This window comes from Cutibacterium modestum (assembly GCF_008326345.1).
Taxonomy (GTDB): Bacteria; Actinomycetota; Actinomycetes; order Propionibacteriales; family Propionibacteriaceae; genus Cutibacterium; species Cutibacterium modestum.
On the sequence record NZ_BJEN01000004.1, the window covers coordinates 88,883 to 106,595 of the forward strand.

Annotated in this window: 17 protein-coding genes and 1 pseudogene; 9 read left to right on the plus strand and 9 right to left on the minus strand. The window is 59.0% G+C overall.

The features are described from left to right. Positions 1-25: 25 nt before the first annotated feature. Together F1563_RS11950 and F1563_RS11955 are read right to left on the minus strand one after the other, a co-directional pair. Positions 26-2,509 (minus strand): sodium-translocating pyrophosphatase, encoded by a 2,484-nt coding sequence (locus F1563_RS11950; RefSeq protein ID WP_036958264.1) that lies wholly within the window; start codon positions 2,507-2,509, stop codon positions 26-28. 144 nt (positions 2,510-2,653) lie between these two features. Beyond that, positions 2,654-3,405 (minus strand): annotated as a pseudogene (locus F1563_RS11955) (substrate-binding domain-containing protein); the annotation flags it as partial. A gap of 337 nt (positions 3,406-3,742) precedes the next feature. On the opposite strand from F1563_RS11955, the gene F1563_RS11960 reads away from it, so the two are divergent. From F1563_RS11960 to F1563_RS11995, 8 genes are all read left to right on the plus strand, one after another. Beyond that, on the plus strand, positions 3,743-4,507 hold the full coding sequence (locus F1563_RS11960) for a helix-turn-helix transcriptional regulator (protein ID WP_002546432.1): 765 nt from the start codon (positions 3,743-3,745) through the stop codon (positions 4,505-4,507). Then, entirely contained in the window at positions 4,504-5,952 is a 1,449-nt protein-coding gene (gene sufB, locus F1563_RS11965; RefSeq protein WP_002527055.1) for a Fe-S cluster assembly protein SufB, read from the plus strand. Before F1563_RS11960 ends, sufB begins: the two co-directional genes overlap by 4 nt. Before the next feature lie 160 nt (positions 5,953-6,112). Beyond that, positions 6,113-7,213, plus strand: coding sequence for a Fe-S cluster assembly protein SufD (gene sufD, locus F1563_RS11970; RefSeq protein ID WP_002527054.1), 1,101 nt, complete (start codon positions 6,113-6,115; stop codon positions 7,211-7,213). Next, complete coding sequence (locus F1563_RS11975; RefSeq protein ID WP_002527053.1) at positions 7,213-7,536, plus strand: non-heme iron oxygenase ferredoxin subunit; 324 nt, start codon at positions 7,213-7,215, stop codon at positions 7,534-7,536. Before sufD ends, F1563_RS11975 begins: the two co-directional genes overlap by 1 nt. Positions 7,537-7,542: 6 nt before the next feature. Beyond that, entirely contained in the window at positions 7,543-8,310 is a 768-nt protein-coding gene (sufC, locus tag F1563_RS11980; protein ID WP_002527052.1) for a Fe-S cluster assembly ATPase SufC, read from the plus strand. 2 nt (positions 8,311-8,312) lie between these two features. Continuing rightward, on the plus strand, positions 8,313-9,554 hold the full coding sequence (locus tag F1563_RS11985; protein WP_002527051.1) for a cysteine desulfurase: 1,242 nt from the start codon (positions 8,313-8,315) through the stop codon (positions 9,552-9,554). Then, the gene (gene sufU, locus F1563_RS11990; RefSeq protein WP_002527050.1) at positions 9,551-10,051 is read left to right on the plus strand and encodes a Fe-S cluster assembly sulfur transfer protein SufU; all 501 of its coding nucleotides are present in this window, start codon (positions 9,551-9,553) and stop codon (positions 10,049-10,051) included. The genes F1563_RS11985 and sufU overlap by 4 nt, the downstream gene beginning before the upstream one ends. Further along, positions 10,048-10,404, plus strand: coding sequence for a metal-sulfur cluster assembly factor (locus tag F1563_RS11995; protein WP_002527049.1), 357 nt, complete (start codon positions 10,048-10,050; stop codon positions 10,402-10,404). Before sufU ends, F1563_RS11995 begins: the two co-directional genes overlap by 4 nt. Positions 10,405-10,467: 63 nt before the next feature. Here the strand turns inward: F1563_RS11995 and F1563_RS13865 are convergent, their stop codons facing one another. Beyond that, entirely contained in the window at positions 10,468-10,914 is a 447-nt protein-coding gene (locus F1563_RS13865; RefSeq protein ID WP_002546431.1) for a hypothetical protein, read from the minus strand. Further along, positions 10,878-11,567, minus strand: a complete 690-nt coding sequence (locus F1563_RS13870; RefSeq protein ID WP_230845692.1) for an SLC13 family permease — start codon at positions 11,565-11,567, stop codon at positions 10,878-10,880. Before F1563_RS13870 ends, F1563_RS13865 begins: the two co-directional genes overlap by 37 nt. 4 nt (positions 11,568-11,571) lie before the next feature. On the opposite strand from F1563_RS13870, the gene F1563_RS13875 reads away from it, so the two are divergent. Then, complete coding sequence (locus F1563_RS13875) at positions 11,572-11,733, plus strand: hypothetical protein (RefSeq protein WP_202877274.1); 162 nt, start codon at positions 11,572-11,574, stop codon at positions 11,731-11,733. Between the two features lie 123 nt (positions 11,734-11,856). On the opposite strand, the gene F1563_RS12005 is transcribed toward F1563_RS13875, so the two are convergent. The 5 genes from F1563_RS12005 to F1563_RS12025 form a co-directional block, all read right to left on the minus strand. Then, positions 11,857-12,978, minus strand: coding sequence for a sodium ion-translocating decarboxylase subunit beta (locus tag F1563_RS12005; RefSeq protein ID WP_002527045.1), 1,122 nt, complete (start codon positions 12,976-12,978; stop codon positions 11,857-11,859). Positions 12,979-12,981: 3 nt separating this feature from the next. Then, positions 12,982-13,461 carry a biotin/lipoyl-containing protein gene (locus F1563_RS12010; protein ID WP_227432015.1) on the minus strand — a complete coding sequence of 160 codons (480 nt, stop codon included), beginning with the start codon at positions 13,459-13,461 and terminating at the stop codon, positions 12,982-12,984. Between the two features lie 2 nt (positions 13,462-13,463). Next, positions 13,464-13,826, minus strand: coding sequence for an OadG family transporter subunit (locus F1563_RS12015; RefSeq protein WP_002527043.1), 363 nt, complete (start codon positions 13,824-13,826; stop codon positions 13,464-13,466). An 11-nt stretch (positions 13,827-13,837) separates the two neighbouring features. Further along, entirely contained in the window at positions 13,838-15,418 is a 1,581-nt protein-coding gene (locus F1563_RS12020; RefSeq protein WP_002527042.1) for an acyl-CoA carboxylase subunit beta, read from the minus strand. 235 nt (positions 15,419-15,653) lie between these two features. After that, positions 15,654-17,645 (minus strand): oxidoreductase, encoded by a 1,992-nt coding sequence (locus F1563_RS12025; protein ID WP_002527040.1) that lies wholly within the window; start codon positions 17,643-17,645, stop codon positions 15,654-15,656. Between the last annotated feature and the right edge of the window lie 68 nt (positions 17,646-17,713).

Genomic DNA, 17,713 nt, shown 5'->3' on the forward strand with positions numbered 1-17,713 from the left:
GGCTAGTGTAGAACCCTTCAGCCAATCACAACTTGCTTCCGGCCTCCTTAGCGACGATGCCGAACTCTTCGGGATCCCTCGTCGAGTCGATTTGCATGCCGTAGAAGGAGCGGTAGACAAAGAAGCAAGCGACGAGGACGAACACCGCGGCAAGGATGTAGGTCAGCAGACCGGCGCCGATCGACACTGCCAACTCCACGGCCAGCAGGCCGAAGAGAGTCGTGAACTTGACGACCGGGTTAAGAGCCACCGACGAAGTGTCCTTGAACGGGTCGCCGACGGTGTCACCAACCACCGAGGCGTCATGCAACTCGGTGCCCTTGGCGTCCAGATCTACTTCAACGATTTTCTTCGCGTTGTCCCACGCGCCACCAGCGTTGGCCATGAAGATGGCTTGGTAGAGGCCAAAGATGGCAATCGAGATCAGGTACCCAATGAAGAAGTACGGATTGACGAAGGCGAACCCGAGAGCCGCGAAGAACACCCCCAGGAAGATGTTGAGCATGCCCTTCTGAGCGTATTCGGTGCAGATCTGGACGACCTTCTTGGAGTCTTCACTAGAAGCCTTGGTGGCGTTTTCGTCAAGCTGCATATTGTTTTTGATGAACTCGACAGCACGGTAGGCGCCGGTCGTGACGGCCTGCATCGAGGCTCCGGAGAACCAGTAGATGATGGCACCGCCGGTGATGAGGCCGAGCAGGAACGGGGCGTGAGTCAGGCCAAGGTTGTTGACCTCAGCAGCATTCGATAGGCCCTCGGTAAGCATCATGATGATCGAGAAAATCATCGTGGTCGCGCCGACGACAGCAGTACCGATGAGCACCGGCTTGGCGGTGGCCTTGAACGTGTTACCAGCGCCATCTTGAGCTTCCAAGATGTGCTTGGCGACGTCCCACCGCGGGGCGAATCCGTAGTGCTTCTCGATCTCGTCGGAAATGTTCGGGATCTCCTCGATAGTCGACAACTCGTAAACGCTCTGGGCGTTATCGGTCACCGGACCATACGAGTCGACAGCGATCGTCACCGCCCCCATACCGAGGAAGCCAAAGGCGACCAGGCCGAAAGCGAAAACTGCCCACTTGACCTCACTCATAGCTCCCATATCGCCCAGACCTGAACCGGCGCCCGAGACAAGGAAGGATGCGCCCATCAGGGCGACGATGACGATGCCCAGCCAGAAGTCCGAAAAGTTACCGGCGACCAGGCCAGACAGGATGTCCAGGGAGGCGCCACCCTCACGGGCGCTCGTCACGACCTCCCGAACGTGACGGGAATTCGTTGACGTGAAGGCCTTGACGAGCTCCGGGATGAGGGCACCAGCCAGGGTGCCACAGGAGATGATGATGGACAGCTTCCACCACATCGTTCCGTCACCCATTGAACCGAGCATCCACCAGGTGGTTAGGACAGTCAGCAGGATCGACATCACCGAGGTAATCCACACCAGGGAGCTCAGTGGCTTCTCAAAGTCCATCTCCGGCACCCTGCCGTAGCGGGCCTTCGCGACGGTGTTGTTGATGAGGTAGGACACGAAGGACGCGATGAGCATGACGACGCGCACGACGAAGATCCACACCAACAGTTGAACCTGCTCCGTCTGATCCGGAACAGCTCCCAGTACGAAGGTGATGAGGGCCACGCCAGTGACGCCGTAGGTCTCAAAGCCATCAGCGGATGGGCCGACGGAGTCACCAGCATTGTCACCGGTGCAGTCAGCGATCACACCGGGGTTGCGGGCATCGTCTTCCTTAATGTGGAAGGCAATCTTCATAAGGTCAGCGCCGACGTCGGCGATCTTGGTGAAGATGCCGCCAGCAATACGCAGGCAGGCCGCGCCGAGGGACTCGCCGATCGCGAATCCGATGAAACACGGGCCAGCGAGATCGCCGGGCAGCACTAGCATGATGAAGAGCATGAGGGTCAGCTCAACGCTGATGAGGACCATGCCGATGCTCATGCCAGAACGCATGGGGATGTCGAAGGTCTCCCATGGGGAGCCGCGCAGTGACGCATGGGCGGTACGAGAGTTCGCGAACGTGTTGACGCGAATGCCATACCAGGCGACTCCGAAGGAACCCGCCATGCCAACAAGGCTAAACAGCAAGATGATGAGCACCTTGGCGCCCATATGCTCGAGGAACAGGAAGTACACGACGATAACCGCAGCGATGAAAGCCCACAGCAGCATGAGGAATTTGGCCTGCTGCCTGAGGTAGGTCTTACACGTCTCGTAGATGAGCTCGGAAACCTCGTGCATCGCCTTGTGGACGGGCAACTTCTGCAGCTTGGAATAGGTCACCAGACCGAACCCCAAACCGAACAGGCAGATTACCAGTCCGATCCACAGCAGGGTGGTTCCGGAGACGTTTCCGACTTGCTCATTGAGAGAGGGCAGTTTCAGGTTGGCCTCACCGCCACCTCCCCCTTTAGTCTTCCCGCCGGAGCCACATCCGGCTAGAGCGAGGGTGGTAAGAAGTACGGGCAGTACGCAGCCAAGTAGGCGCTTCATGGGGGAATCCCCCTTGTCAATCGTGCTCACGATTCCGTCTCTTCCCCGAGAGCTCTCGTGTACCTGCATCCGTGCAGGCCTTGCTTCTAACCGTATGACTTGGTCGTCCCCTTGTCAGCACTCAGAATCAGGATGTGCAGAATGTCACCCGACAAGGCTGGTATCGCTCATAGGTATGGTACGGCTCGGTGTCCACGGCCCTAGGGATTCGCCGTCGACACTCGAGCCGGCGCCGTTGTGCCCCGGATGACAAGCTCTGGCCGTACCAGACGTTCACCGAGGAAGGCTGCGTCGCCGTGAATGAGCCCCATGAGGGATTGGACCGCCATCGTGGAAATAAGCTCAACGTCTTGACGAAGACTCGTCAGTGGAGGATCGGTATACCTCATGAGGGCCGAGTCGTCACACCCAATGACTGAGACATCACGGGGAACCGTTAATCCCTGAGCCCGGGCGGCGCGGATCGCTCCCAAAGCCATCAGATCGGAACCACAGATGATAGCGCTGGCCCCTTGGCTAAGCAGGTCGACTGCGGCACGGGCCCCACCATCGACAGAGAAGACCGTATTGCTGATAGAGATCCTGCCACGCCGGTCGAGACGACGATCCATGGCAGTCCGCAACCCTTGTTCTTTACGTTGCACCGGAACGTATCGTCGTGGCCCGACGGCCAGGCCGAGGTGTTCGTGACTGAACCCGACTAGGTGCGCGACGGCCTGGTCCATGGCAGACATATCGTCGTCACTGATGTGGGGAACCGCAATGGCAGGGGAGTAGCCGTTAACAAGCACTAACGGTAATCCGATGTCAACCAGCTCGTGGTAGGCAGACATGTCTGCCGTGGTGTCGGCGTGGGACCCAGATATGATGATGGTTCCGGAGACCTGACGTGACCGTCGTGTGAGGCAACTCGACACTCATCATCGAGCAAAGGTTCCTGCATCAGAAGGACACTTCGTTGTCGCTCCCTTGCAAACTGACGCAATTTTTGCAAAGCCTTTCATTAATGTCCAGTGTTGAAGGTGTGAACCTTGTCACAATGCGATGTGAGAGTGGGCTTGGCTGGATTGCCGGGTGACCGCGTGCGTCATCTACGGCCAATATGGGGTTTCGCTGTGCACGAATTTTGCGATGCCGTCGATGCGGGATGGGATGGATTCGCCTACATTGAAATCCGCGGATATGTAGGTCCACCTAACTTGCTTCGAGGTGGCTTTAGGCAACAATGGAGTTGTGAAAAATTCGACCGACACCGAGGTGGCCGTCGCAGGTCGCGACATCGTCGGCGAGCACAAGCAGGAGATCACGGACAGTTCCACGAGGGATCGTGTGATGTCGTCCATCCTGCACAATGGCCCGTCGACGGCCAGTGAACTGGCCGATCGTCTCGGTCTAACAGCGGCGGCGGTACGTCGTCATCTTAGTGCTCTGGTGGCCCAAGACCTCGTAGATTCCCGTGAGAAAAGGGTCTTTGGAGCCCGAGGGAGGGGCCGACCGTCCCGCGTGTTCTTCCTGACCGATCATGGACGGGCTGACTATTACACCGCCTACGATGACCTGGCGATATCGGCTCTTCGGCAGCTTGCTGATGCAGCGGGCCCCTCTGCTCTTGACGCGGTAGCTAAGGCCCGAGTCGATGATATTGAGTCGCGTTACCGCTCGCTGCGTCAGACGCGTCCCGACGAAGTCCCGGCTCAGTTGCTCGCTGAGGCTCTGTCGGCTGACGGCTACGTGGCCACCATCCAACCGGCTGGTGCGGGGCAGCAGATCTGCCAACACAATTGCCCCGTGGCCGAAGTAGCCAAGGTTTTCCCGCAGATGTGCGAGGTTGAGACTCAGTTGTTTTCTGAACTCCTCGGGTCCCACGTTCAGCGGTTGGCGACGATCGCGCATGGTGATGGGGTATGCACGACCCACGTTCCCGTCGACGTTGAAATCACCCGTAGGGCACTCTCTGAGCCGTCCAAGCGTCCATCCATCCGAAAGGATCATTCATGACCCAGGTTGACACCCCCGCAAGCCTCCCGGGCGCCGGCGCCAGCCAGGACGAACACCTGGCTGCCCTGAGCGGTTACAAATATGGCTGGCATGACTCTGACGCTTACGCCGCTGCTTCCCAGCGTGGACTGTCCGAGGATGTCGTGCGTGGCATCTCGGCTATGAAGCATGAGCCACAGTGGATGCTTGACATGCGCCTCAAAGCTCTCAAGCTTTTCCAACGCAAGCCGATGCCGACCTGGGGTGTTGACATCAGCACGATTGACTTTGACCAGATCAAGTATTTCGTGCGCGCCCAGGAGCGTCAGGCAGCGTCGTGGGAGGACCTCCCTGCCGATATTAAGAACACCTACGACCGTCTGGGTATCCCGGAGGCCGAGAAGGACCGTCTGGTCGCCGGCGTTGCTGCCCAGTACGAGTCCGAGGTGGTTTACCACAAGATTAACGAGGAACTCGGCAAGCAGGGCGTCGTTTTTCTTGACACCGACACTGCGCTCAAGGAGGAACCCGAGCTCTTCCGTGAGCACTTTGCTAGCACTGTCCCACTCGGTGACAACAAGTTTTCGGCCCTTAACTCGGCGGTGTGGTCGGGTGGCTCCTTTATCTACGTGCCGAAGGGCGTCCACTGCACCATCCCGCTGCAGGCCTACTTCCGGATGAATACCGAGAACCTTGGCCAGTTTGAGCGGACCCTGATCATCGTTGACGAAGGCGCATACGTCCACTATGTCGAGGGCTGCACCGCCCCGATCTACAAGTCGGATTCCCTGCACGCCGCGGTCGTCGAAATCATCGTCAAGAGGAACGCTCGCTGTCGTTACACGACTATCCAGAACTGGTCGAACAATGTGTACAACCTCGTCACCCAGCGTGCCTACGTCGAGGAGGGCGGCACAATGGAGTGGATCGACGGCAACATCGGTTCCAAGGCCAACATGAAATACCCGGCCTGCTACCTCATGGGCCCCCACGCCAAGGGTGAGGCGCTGTCGGTTGCTTTTGCCGCCGAGGGTCAGCACCAGGACACCGGCGCCAAGATGGTCCACAACGCCCCCTACACGTCCTCGACGATCGTCTCCAAGTCGATCTCCCAGGGTGGAGGACGCTCTGCCTACCGCGGCCTAGTCGCCGTCGGCAAGGATGCCCACCACTCGTCTTCAGCGGTGCGTTGTGATGCCCTGCTCGTCGACGACATCTCAAGGTCGGATACCTACCCCTACAACGACATCCGTACTGACGAGGTGTCGATGGCCCACGAGGCCACTGTCTCCAAGGTGAGCGAGGACCAGCTGTTCTACCTCATGCAGCGTGGCCTGACCGAGGAGGAAGCGATGGCCATGATCGTGCGCGGATTCATCGAACCCATCGCTAAGGAACTGCCGATGGAGTACGCCCTGGAGCTCAACCGACTCATCGAACTGCAGATGGAGGGTGCGGTCGGCTGATCCGATCCCAGCCCCAACGAACCCCACTTTTTCGAGAAAGAGAGATACCCCGTTGAGCGCACCAGTTGCCGCGCCCCACAAGGGCCACAACGTCGCCATCGAGAATGACGTCGAATCCCATCTGCACCCCACCCCATCGTGGGAAGTCGCTAACCACCCTATGCCCACCGGGCGCGAGGAGATCTGGCGGTTCACCCCGATTAAGACCTTCACTCCGGTTCTGTCCGAGGTCGCGCTCGAATCGAGCCAGGAGGCTGATGTCATCGACGTTGACATCAAGGGGGCTGACGGCATCACCGTCACTGACCTAGCTACGAGTGAGCTGAAGGGACTGGCAGAGACGCCGCAGGACCGCCTGTCGGCCCTGGCCGCGGTTGATCCGCACGCCGTCAATCGCCACATCGTTGTCCCGGCCGAAGCCTCCCTCAAGACCCCAGTCGAAGTCACCATCACTGGTCATAACGACGAAGTCTCCTGTCACCACAACGTCGTCGTCGAGATTGGCAACCATGCCGAGGCCACGGTCATCGTGCGTCACCGGGGCATAGCTCACCTGGGGGAGAACTGGACCTTCCGCATTAGCGACGGTGCTCAGGTTATGGTGTTGTTCGTCCAGGAGTGGGACGACGGTGCTGTCCACGGAGCTCAGGTCTCCTTCGAGATTGGTCGCGACGCCACTGTCCGCACTGCCCAGGCCAGCTTCGGTGGCAAGGCCGTACGCATCTCCCAGACAGCCTCCTACACCGGCCCTGGTGGCAATCTGACCCAGCTCGGCGCTTACTTCGCCGATGCCGGTCAGCACATCGAGCACCGCCTGTTCGTCGATCACAACGCCCCCAGCACCGAGTCTCACGTGGATTTCCGTGGCTGTTTGCAGGGCAAGGACGCGCATTCGGTGTGGATCGGTGACGTACTCATTCGTCCGGTGGCAGAGGACATCGACACCTACGAGTCCAACAAGAATCTCGTCCTCACCGAAGGCTGTCGTGCCGATGCGGTGCCAAATCTGGAGATCCAGACCGGCAATATTCGTGGCGCCGGACACTCAGCCTCTACCGGACGCTTCGACGCCGAGCAGCTGTTTTACCTGCAATCGCGCGGCATCGAGGAGGTTGAGGCGCGCCGCCTTGTCGTGCATGGTTTCTTTACCGACATCGTCCGCAAGATCGGCGTGCCCGAGATGTCCGAGGAGCTCGTGGCCCGTATCGAGGCCGAACTCGTCGCGAGCCTCGGCTCCCCCTCCCCGGCGAAGGAGAGCTGATGTCCGTCGTCACTACCCTCTCGGATCTCGCGGAGAACTCTCCGCAAGAGTTCGAGGTTGACGGCACCGACGTCGTCCTGGTGCGCACCGACGGTAAAGTCTATGCCGTTGGCGCTATCTGCAGCCACGCGCAGGTGCCGATGGTCGATGGTGACGTCGAGGATTGCGGCCTCGAGTGCTACATGCACGGGTCCATCTTCGACCTACGCACCGGCGAACCGCGCAACCTTCCGGCTACCGAACCACTTCCCGTCTACCCCGTGACTATCGACGGCGACGACGTTCTCGTCGACGTCGCCAATCCCATCACCAAGGAGTCCTGAACTACGATGGCAACCCTGCAGATCAATGACCTTCACGTCGACGTTGAGACCGAGGCTGGCCCCAAGCAGATCCTCAAGGGAGTCGACCTGATCATCAATTCCGGAGAGGTCCATGCCATCATGGGCCCGAACGGTTCGGGTAAATCGACCTTGGCCTACACCTTGGCGGGCCATCCTAAGTATACCGTTACCGGTGGTTCCGTCACCCTCGACGGTGAGGACCTGCTGGCTATGACCGTCGATGAGCGCGCTCGCGCCGAGCTGTTCTTGTCGATGCAGTACCCCGTTGAGGTGCCTGGTGTTTCGGTCGCTAACTTCCTGCGCACTGCCCGCACTGCTATTGAAGGCCAGGCCCCGAAGCTGCGCACCTGGGTCAAGGAGGTCAACGAGGCGCTGACCCGTCAGGAACTCGATCTCGACTTCGCCGAGCGCTCCGTTAATGAGGGATTCTCCGGTGGCGAGAAGAAGCGTTCCGAGATGGCTCAGTTGGAACTGCTGCACCCGAAGTTCGCCATCCTTGACGAGACCGACTCCGGCCTGGACATTGACGCCCTCAAGGTCGTCGCCAACACGGTTAACCGCTATATGACCGACCCGGAGCACGGTCTGATGCTTATTACCCACTACACCCGCATCCTGCGTTACGTGACGCCCACTCAGGTTCACGTCTACGTGGACGGCCGCGTTGCCGCTACTGGCGGTCCGGAGCTGGGCGAGGAGCTCGAGGCCGAGGGTTACGAGAAATACCTGTCTGCTGCTAAGGCCAACGCCTGATTATGAGTTACGACGTCGAGAAGATCAGAAAAGATTTCCCCATCCTGTCGACCAGAGTGGGGGAGTACCCGTTGACGTACCTCGACTCGGCAAACACCTCCCAAAAGCCCCAGGTGGTCATTGACGCCCTAAGTGAGCACTACGCGCGTCATAACGCCAATGTTGCGCGGGCTATGCACCAGCTCGGATTGAAGTCCACCCAGGCCTATGAAGGTGGGCGGGAACGCATCGCGCGGTTTATCGGGGCGGCATGTCCTGAGGAAGTGGTGGCTCTGTCGAACGCTTCGGAGGCCCTCAACCTGTGTGCGTACACCCTGGGCGAGCGTCTCGGACCTGGCGATGAAGTCGTCATCTCAGTGATGGAGCACCATTCGAACCTGGTCCCGTGGCAGATCGTTTGTCAGCGCACTGGTGCCACCCTGAGGTGGTTCGACATTACTGAGGACGGTCAGCTCGACCTCGAGAAGGCCGAAGCAGAGGGGCTTATCAACGAGCGTACCAAGGTCGTCTCGTTAACCTTGGCCTCCAACGTGCTAGGGACGATCAACCCTATTGCGAGGATCGCCGACCAGGCCCACTCTGTTGGTGCCGCCATGGTCGTCGACGCATCTCAGGCCGTGCCCCAGATGCCCGTCAACGTGACGACCCTGGGCGCTGACATGGTGGCCTTCACCGGCCACAAGATGTGCGGGCCGACCGGCATCGGCATCCTTTGGGGCCGCTACGACCTCCTCGCTGAGTTGCCGCCTTTTCTCGGCGGTGGCGAGATGATCGAGGTCGTACGCATGGAGAGGTTGACCTACGCCGGGCCTCCGCACCGTTTCGAGGCTGGCACGCCGCCGATCGCACAGTTGGCCGCCCTCGGGGTGGCAGCCGACTATCTCGACGACATCGGGATGGAGGCCATCGCTGAACACGAGCATGAGCTGGCTGCTCGGATGCTCGAGGAGCTCCAGACCGTCAGGGGAGTGCGCATCCTCGGACCAATCGATGCCACCGCCCGTACCGGAACGGTGTCCTTCACCATCGAGGGAGTGCATCCGCACGACGCTATGAGCATCATGGATGGCCGCGGTGTCGCGGTGCGAGGTGGACACCATTGCGCCAGGCCGCTGCACGAGAGACTGGGAATACAGTCCTCCCTTCGTGCGTCGTCATACCTGTACTCCACCGTTGACGAGGTGGACCGCCTTGTCGAATCCGTCGAGTACACTCGGGACTTCTTCGCTGGGGGTGCGGCATGAACGTCGAAGAAATGTACCAGCAGATCATCCTGGACCATTACCGGGAGAAGCATCACAGTGGACTACGTGAGAATTACGACGCCGAGGTCACCCAGGTCAATCCGTCGTGCGGAGACGAGTTACTGCTGCGTGTGCATCTAGATGGAGATGTCATCACGGACGTGTCCTACGACGCTGTCGGCTGCTCGATCTCGCAGGCCTCGACCTCGGTTATGACGGATCTTGTCATCGGTAAGACCATCGGCGAGGCTCAAAAACTCTATCGAGGCTTCCAGGAGATGATGCGCTCGCGCGGCACCGTCGAACTCGACGAGGACACCTACGAGGACGCCATCGCCTTCGAGGGAGTCGCCAAACTCATGGCCCGGGTCAAGTGCGCCATGCTTGGCTGGTCGGCTCTGGAGGACAGTCTTCTTAAGGCGACCGAGGACTCCCCGGAGAAAGCTGGCTCCGATTTGGGCGCTGACAACAACGAGACGAAGGAGGAGAGTCGATGAGTGAGGAGAACGCACTGCCCCCCCAAGAGGTGACGCTGACGGCTATGCCAACCGTCGACGACGTCATCGAGGCCATGAAGGACGTCATCGACCCCGAACTCATGGTTAACGTTGTCGACCTCGGCCTCGTCTACGGGGTCAATATCGACGACGAGGGCAATGTCACCATTGATATGACGCTGACGAGCCCCACCTGCCCGCTAACCGATCGATTGGAATACGACACCCAGACCGTGTTGGAGGGGGTCGTGAAGTCCGTGACGATCAACTGGGTGTGGTTGCCGCCGTGGGGTTTGGAGCGCATCACCGATGATGGTCGGGCGCAGCTTCAGGCGATTGGTTTTAACGTGTGAAACACAGACCTGCCACTACGGTGTGAGGCCGTGGTGGCAGGTACGTCATGTGGATCAACGGACTCACGGAAGTCCGAGAACACCGAACAAGAGCAAACAGACCACGCCGCCAACCACTGACATCGACAGACCCCAGATGAGAAGGTTGCGGAAAAGCTTGCCCTTATCCACTGTGCTTGCAGCTGTCGCAAGGCATAGAGCACCGAAGAGGGACAGGGGTGAGGTGTCGACCAGGTGGGATCCCACGCAAATGGATGTGATCAGGGATGCCGGGTCGCCCCCGCCCATCTTCGCGATGACGCCGGGAACCATGGGTAGGAACATTGGCAGGACGACACCCGAGGAACTCGAGTACGCCGAAATGATTCCACTGAACAGGGCCAGGAAACCATTGACTGTGATCGGGTTGGAGATCGTGCCGATGGACTTGGTTATGATGCCCAGGCCACCTGCGGCTTCCATGACGCTGATGATCATCGACATTCCGCCCACCATGATGATGACCCCCATGGCATGTTTTTGACGGCCTGCTCGTCGTCGGCGATCGTGAAGACGATGAAGATAGCACCGAGGAAGAATGCCGTCATTCCGACGTCCCACCCGAAGAAGAGCACCATGACGATGAGGACGACTATAGCGGCGACCGTGACCCACTGCCTCGGGTTCATGGGATCCGGTTTGGGGGCTAGGTCGTCGATGGACACTTTCCCAGACTTTTGAGCTCGCATCCATTTCCAACCGCCAAAGATGAAGAATCCGCCAAAGTTGATGAGGGTTTGTGCGATGAACGACCATGCATAAATGGTCCACGCAAAACTCGTCGTCATGGTGATGCCCAACTCACCGGACATCTTCTCGACGATGTTGTTCGTGATGATTCCGGTGGGAGCGATGGGAGAGAATGCGGCACCGTCAGCGGCGCCGACGACTAGAAGGGTCATGGCGAAGGCGCTAAGTCCAATACGATCCGCCAAGGCCATGCACACTGGGGCCATGAGGACGACGGTCGGGATGTTTCCAGGGCCGGCAGTGGTGATAGCGGCGATGAGGAAATAGATGATGAGGGGAATGAGCGCGGTGTTGCCCTTGGCCAGTCGTACAGCGTGAGATGTGATCTTCTCCATGGTGCCGTTGACCTGGGCACAGGAGAACATGAAGGTCACACCCATGAGAGTCATGAACATGCTGACTGGCCAGTTTGCCTGGACATCCGAGGGGTACGTGCAGCATGCCGACCCCCAGGGCCAGAGCAGCTGCGACACCGAGGATGCCTACGTTGATATCACGGAAACAAGACAGGATGACTATTGCCGCGACGATGATGAGTGATGCTATTGCTGGAGCGGTCATGACTGCCTCCAAAAAGCGGTGGTTCTGATTCGCACCACGGCGTGCGAACCAGATTCTCGGGGGAATATCGACAGAAATCCGATGTCGACGTGAATATCGGACTCAGAAGGTGCCCATGAGGGCGAGGACCACGCCTCCGGCCATGGCAGAGGCAACCTGCCCGGCGGCATTGGCCCCCATGGCGTGCATGAGGACGAAGTTTCCGTCGTCCTCTTTAGTAGCCTGTTGCTGGACCACTCGTGCAGCCATCGGGAAGGCACTAATACCAGCGGCCCCGATCAACGGGTTGAATTTTCCGCGCGAGAAGACGTTGAGCAGTTTCCCGAAACATACGCCGGCGGCGGTGTCTAGGACGAATGCCACCAGACCCAGGACCAGAACCATGAGGGTCTGCACCTTAAGGAATTGTTCGCCGACCATGGTCGATCCAATAGCAAGTCCAAGGAACAAGGTGACGACGTTGTTGAGCTCGTTCTGAGACGCCCCAGTGAGTCGTTCCACGACGGTCGATTCGCGCATAAGGTTCCCCAGCATAAGTGAGCCAATGAGGGGTAGCGCAAAAGGCACCAGAATTCCCACCACGATAGTTGTGACTATAGGGAAGATAATGCGGGTGCGTTTGCTGATCTCACGCTGGGAGTACGGCATACGGATGGTTCGTTCCCCTTTTGTAGTAAGGAGTTTCATCACCGGAGGCATGATGATCGGAACGAGAGACATGTAGGAATATGCTGCGACCGTGATAGGACCTAAGAGATTTGGCGCCAATTTCGCCGAGACGTAGATAGACGTGGGGCCATCGATTGCCCCGATGATTCCGATCGAAGCAGCTTCAGGGCGAGTGAAACCCAGGACGATGGCGAGGATGAGGGTCAGGAAAATCCCGAACTGCCCCGCAGCACCGAGTAGCACCATCTTGGGATTTTCGAGGAGAGGCCCGAAATCTGTCATAGCACCGATCCCTATGAAAATCAGGAGCGGGAACAGTTCGTTAGCTACACCGATGTTATAGAAGGTAGTTAGCATGCCGTGATCGCCCAGCATGGCTGAGACGGGCATGTTTGCCAGGATGCAACCAGCGCCAATCGGAAGTAGGAGTAGCGGTTCATACTCCTTAACGATGGCGAGCCAGATCAAAAGGAGTCCGGCAAGAAGCATTACCAGACTCTGCCACTGCAGATTGAGGACACCTCGTAATAGGTTGTCCCATACTTCTGGACCCATGATTTACGCCTCCCTGAACTGAATCAAGGGTTGGCCGTATTTCACCTGGTCGCCCTTGTCGACGAGGACTGCCTCGACGACAGCCGAGTGGTCGGCGTGGAGGTCGTTCTTCATCTTCATGGCTTCGAGGACCAGGAGGGTGTCTCCCTGATCGACGGTGGCTCCACCGCTGGTGCGGACCTCGGCGATCACCCCAGGCATGGGGGCCGTCATCTGGTGGGCGCTTTGGTTCGATGGGGCTGGTGTCGACGGCTCCGATGTCGAAGGCGCCGGTGAATTGTCAGTCGAGGAATTTGTGCCATTCGGTTGGGCCTTGTCGTGGGAGTTCTCTGGCCTGGAGACAATGGCGGTTGTCGCTTCTTTTTGCTGGAGCTTGACGTCGATCCGTTCTCCGTTAACGGTGACCGAGAAGCGCGACTCTCCGACGCTATCCACGCTAATGTCATATGTCGTGTCGTGCACTGTGACGATGTAGTGGTCCATGGTCATCTCCTGGTGCATCGCATTTGTGAGTACCGCCCCACAGTGACCCATTGGCTTTCCCAGGAGGGGACTTGTGATTCTTGGGCTCGTGGGGCTGACAAGGATTTCTCTGACTGCGCTTTCTGGTAGGCAACAATGGCTACGGCGATGGCGGCTAGTTCGTCCTTGGTGATATCGGATTGCGATGAGATTGGAGGAAGTTCAGGCTCAGACTCCGCCCCTATCTCGGCTCGTTGCTGGCGTTCGATGGCACGGGCATCCAATCGACCAATACCAACGAGAAGAAACATGAGCAGAATGAGCATGATGAAGACGGTGCCCATGCCAAGGAGGGTCATCTCCAAGCTCCATGCGAAATTCGCCATGATTGGTCTCCTCACACTGGAAACAAACCGTGTTTCTTGGGAACAACGCTGACGACCTTTGTCCGTAGCAGATCGAGGGCCTGTGCCAGTTGAAATCGTGTCTCGCGAGGCTCGATGACCTCATCGATCTGGCCGATGTCGGCTGCACGGTACGGGTTGAAGAACCGTTTCCGGTATTCCTCGATGAACCGCTGACGTTCCGCATCTTGGTCGGCCGCCTCACGAATTTGGCGACCATTGACCAGGGGTGCGGCGCCCTCGGGCCCCATGACAGCGATTTGCGCCGTTGGCCAGGCTAGGGTGACGTCGGCGCCCATTTGGCGTGACCCCAAGGCCACGTAGGACCCGCCAATGGCCTTGCGGGTCACGACGGAGATCTTCGGTGCGCTACATTCGCAGTAGGCGTAGATTATCTTTGCCCCGTGTCGAATGACACCATTGTATTCCTGATCCACTCCCGGCAAATATCCCGGACAATCAACGAAGGTTACCACCGGTAGGGAGAAGGTGTCGCAGAGTCGGACGAAACGACTAATTTTGTCCGAAGAGTTTATGTCTAGCACTCCGAACATAAAGCTCGGTTCGTTAGCAACGATACCCACGGACCGGCCTCCCAGGCGGGCAAAGGCGACAATAGCATTTGGCGCAAACTCCCGGTGAACTTCAAGAAGGCTGTCGCGATCAAAGATCGTTTCCAACACCTTCCGCATCGAGTACGCCGACTGCCCATCGGAAGGCACCGCGACGTTAAGCTCGTCGTCACTGCGATCGATGGGGTCGTCGCTGGGGAGTACAGGTGCGTCTTCCTGGGTGTTCGAAGGCAGGTACCCTAAAATTCGCTGCACTAAGGCTAGAGCCTCGGTATCGGACCGAGTGCGGAAATGCGCGTTGCCACTGCGGGTGTTGTGCACATCTGATCCGCCGAGTTCTTGCGAGCTGACCTTCTCACCGGTGACCGAGGCCACTACCCCAGGGCCGGTGAGGAGCATGGCCGAAGTGCCATCCACCATGATGGTGAAATCGGTAAGTGCGGGAGAATACACCGCTCCACCGGCGCACGGGCCCATAATGACGCTAATTTGGGGGATGACACCTGATGCTTTGACGTTCCGGGCAAACACCTCGCCATAGGCAGCTAGGCTTCGCACCCCCTCCTGCACGCGGGCACCCCCGGAGTCATTGAGGCCGATGACGGGAATGCCGCTTTCCAGGGCGAGATCCTGGACCCGATTGATCTTCTGGGCTTGCACTTGACTGAACGAACCGCCGAGTACCGTGAAGTCCTGGGCATACACCGCGACACGGCGTCCGTCGATCCTCCCGATGCCAGTCACGACGCCATCACCGGGGAATCGCTTCTCGGCCATACCAAAATCAGTCACCTGGTGCGTGGCCAGGCTGCCGAGTTCCTGGAAACTCCCCTCGTCAAGGAGGGTGGCTATGCGTTCCCGGGCGGTCAACTTTCCTTTCTTGTGCTGGTCCTTGATGCGTTTTTCACCTCCGCCCTGGCGGGAGAAAAGGCGCGCTTTCGTGAATTCATCCATGGGGTTATCTTGAGATAGCCCATCCGTCTCTTCCATGCCGGTCATCATCACCTCGCTGTGATTCCTACCACCACTTGACACTGCTCACCGTTGCAAGCATTTGACATATTAGTAGGGGTGTCCTCGATTGTCCCCATCTTTTCCTGTTTTGTCTTCTTTCTCTCACTTTTAACCTTGCGTCCCCGCGTGAGGATTGGGGTGTCGATTTGTAGAGTCGACATCCCAGAGGCAGTAACTTCCTCGGTGTAGCCGCGTGAATGGGATGGCCGGACTTCACCAGCCGTCAAATGGCCGAGGCGGCCTCGTAGGCGTCCCAGATCGCGTACATGATGTTGGCTGGCTTGCGAGCGTCACCGATAATGTTGAATGGCAGCCCGGCCGCTTCGACGGCACCGCGAAGATCCTGCTCAGGTAGGTATCCGATGGCGGTGACTACCGAGTCGGCTGGTATTTCTTGCTCGTGACCGTTGACTTCGATCTTCAGCCCCTTCGGCGTGGTGTATAGAGCCTTGGCATCTGCCTTCACCGTGACGCCGCGGAATGGCACCAAGCGACGCAGCATGTCCTCGTTGGCAGTGCACAATGGGGCATTACGGGTGAGAATGTCGGGCTCGGCCTCGATGATTGTCACCTCGGCGTCAGCCTCTCTCATTGCGAGAGCCAGTTCGCAGCCCGTCAAGCCACCGCCGATGATGACGATCCTCTTGCCTAGCGCGTCGCGGTTGAGTAGGGCATCGGTGGCGTCAATAATCTTGGCATCATCGCCCAGGTCGAGTCGGCGCGGCGCCGATCCAGTGGCCAGGATGATGTGATCGGCCCCAAAAGAGGCAATAAGATCAGCCGTCGCTGGGGTGTTGAGCCGAACCTCCACCCCCAGCTGTTCCAAGGTGGTGCGGTACCACTTGAGTAGGGCCAGGTCATCCTCTTTGAACGAAGGCTGACCGCCAGCAAGGACGACTCCGCCAACGTGGTCGCTGGCCTCGACGATGACGGCGTCGTGACCACGTTCGGCGAGCACCCGTGCCGCCTCCATGCCGGCTAGTCCGGCTCCGATGGCGAGCACTCGCTTGGCGTGGTGGGGTAGCACAGGATGCAGGTGGATGTCGGACTCGCGCCCAGCCTCGGGGTTTACCGAGCAGTTGAGGGCCGTGTATTTTCCGATGCGGCCTAGGCACCCCTCCTGACACGAGATGCAGGGACGCACGCGCTCAGGATGGCCAGTCTGTAACTTGATGACGATGTCCGGGTCCGCCAGCGTCGGACGCGCCAGAGAGACCATATCGACGATCCCATCGGAGACGGCATTGGCGGCAAGATCGGGATCGTCCATCCTTCCAGCGACAATGAGAGGAATGTCGGGCAGGACCTCCTTGAGCTCGGAGGCATAAGGCAGGTACAACCCCTTGGCCTGATACATCGGTGGATGGTTCCAGAACCACGCGTCGTAGCAGCCCACGTCAATGTCGAGGGTCTCGTATCCGTAAGAATGCAGCAGGCGGGCTGCTTCAATGCCTTCGGGCATGTCACGGCCGGCCTCCTCAAAATCCTCGCCGGGCAACGCGCCGACGCTCCAGTCCTTCATCATGGACTTGGGGGAGAACCGGATCTGCACCGGGAAATCGTCCCCGACGGTCTCGTGAATGGCCTCGACAATCTCGCGGGGAAACCTCAGCCGATTCTCCAGGGAACCGCCGTACTCGTCGGTGCGATGGTTGAACCTCTCGATGGCGAACTGGTCAAGAAGATAGCCCTCGTGGCAGGCATGCACCTGGATGCCGTCGAACCCGGCTTCGTAGGCGACTTTCGCGGCGATCCGGAACTGGGCGACGATCTGGTGGATCTCGTCGGTGGTGATCTGGCGGCATGTGATTCTGGGATCCCACATATACGGGATTTCTGACGGTGCTGCCGGACGTTCTCCTTGACGCAGTACGACCGGCATGATGACGCGCCCGAATCCGGCACCGACCTGCAGGACGATGCGGGAGTCGTGGGCGTGCACTCGCTCGGTGAGTTCCTTCGACGTGCGCAGGAAACAGGCGGGAGACTGCGTCGGATTGGGCAAGGTGCCGCTCGGCAGGTGCTCGATCGGGTTCGTCACCTGGCAGACACCGGTGATGATGAGACCAATACCGCCGGCGGCGCGCCGGACGTAATAGTCAATTCCTCGTTGGCTCCAGCCGCCCTCCGCGGTGGACATGCCCATGGGGGCCATGGGGCCCATGGCGTAGTGGTTCTTGACTTGGATGGAACCGACGGTCGTCGGTTCGAACATGATGTGATGGATCTATGTTCACAACAACCTCCCCCGGTCAGCGTCATCGGTGACGCATTGAAATAGAT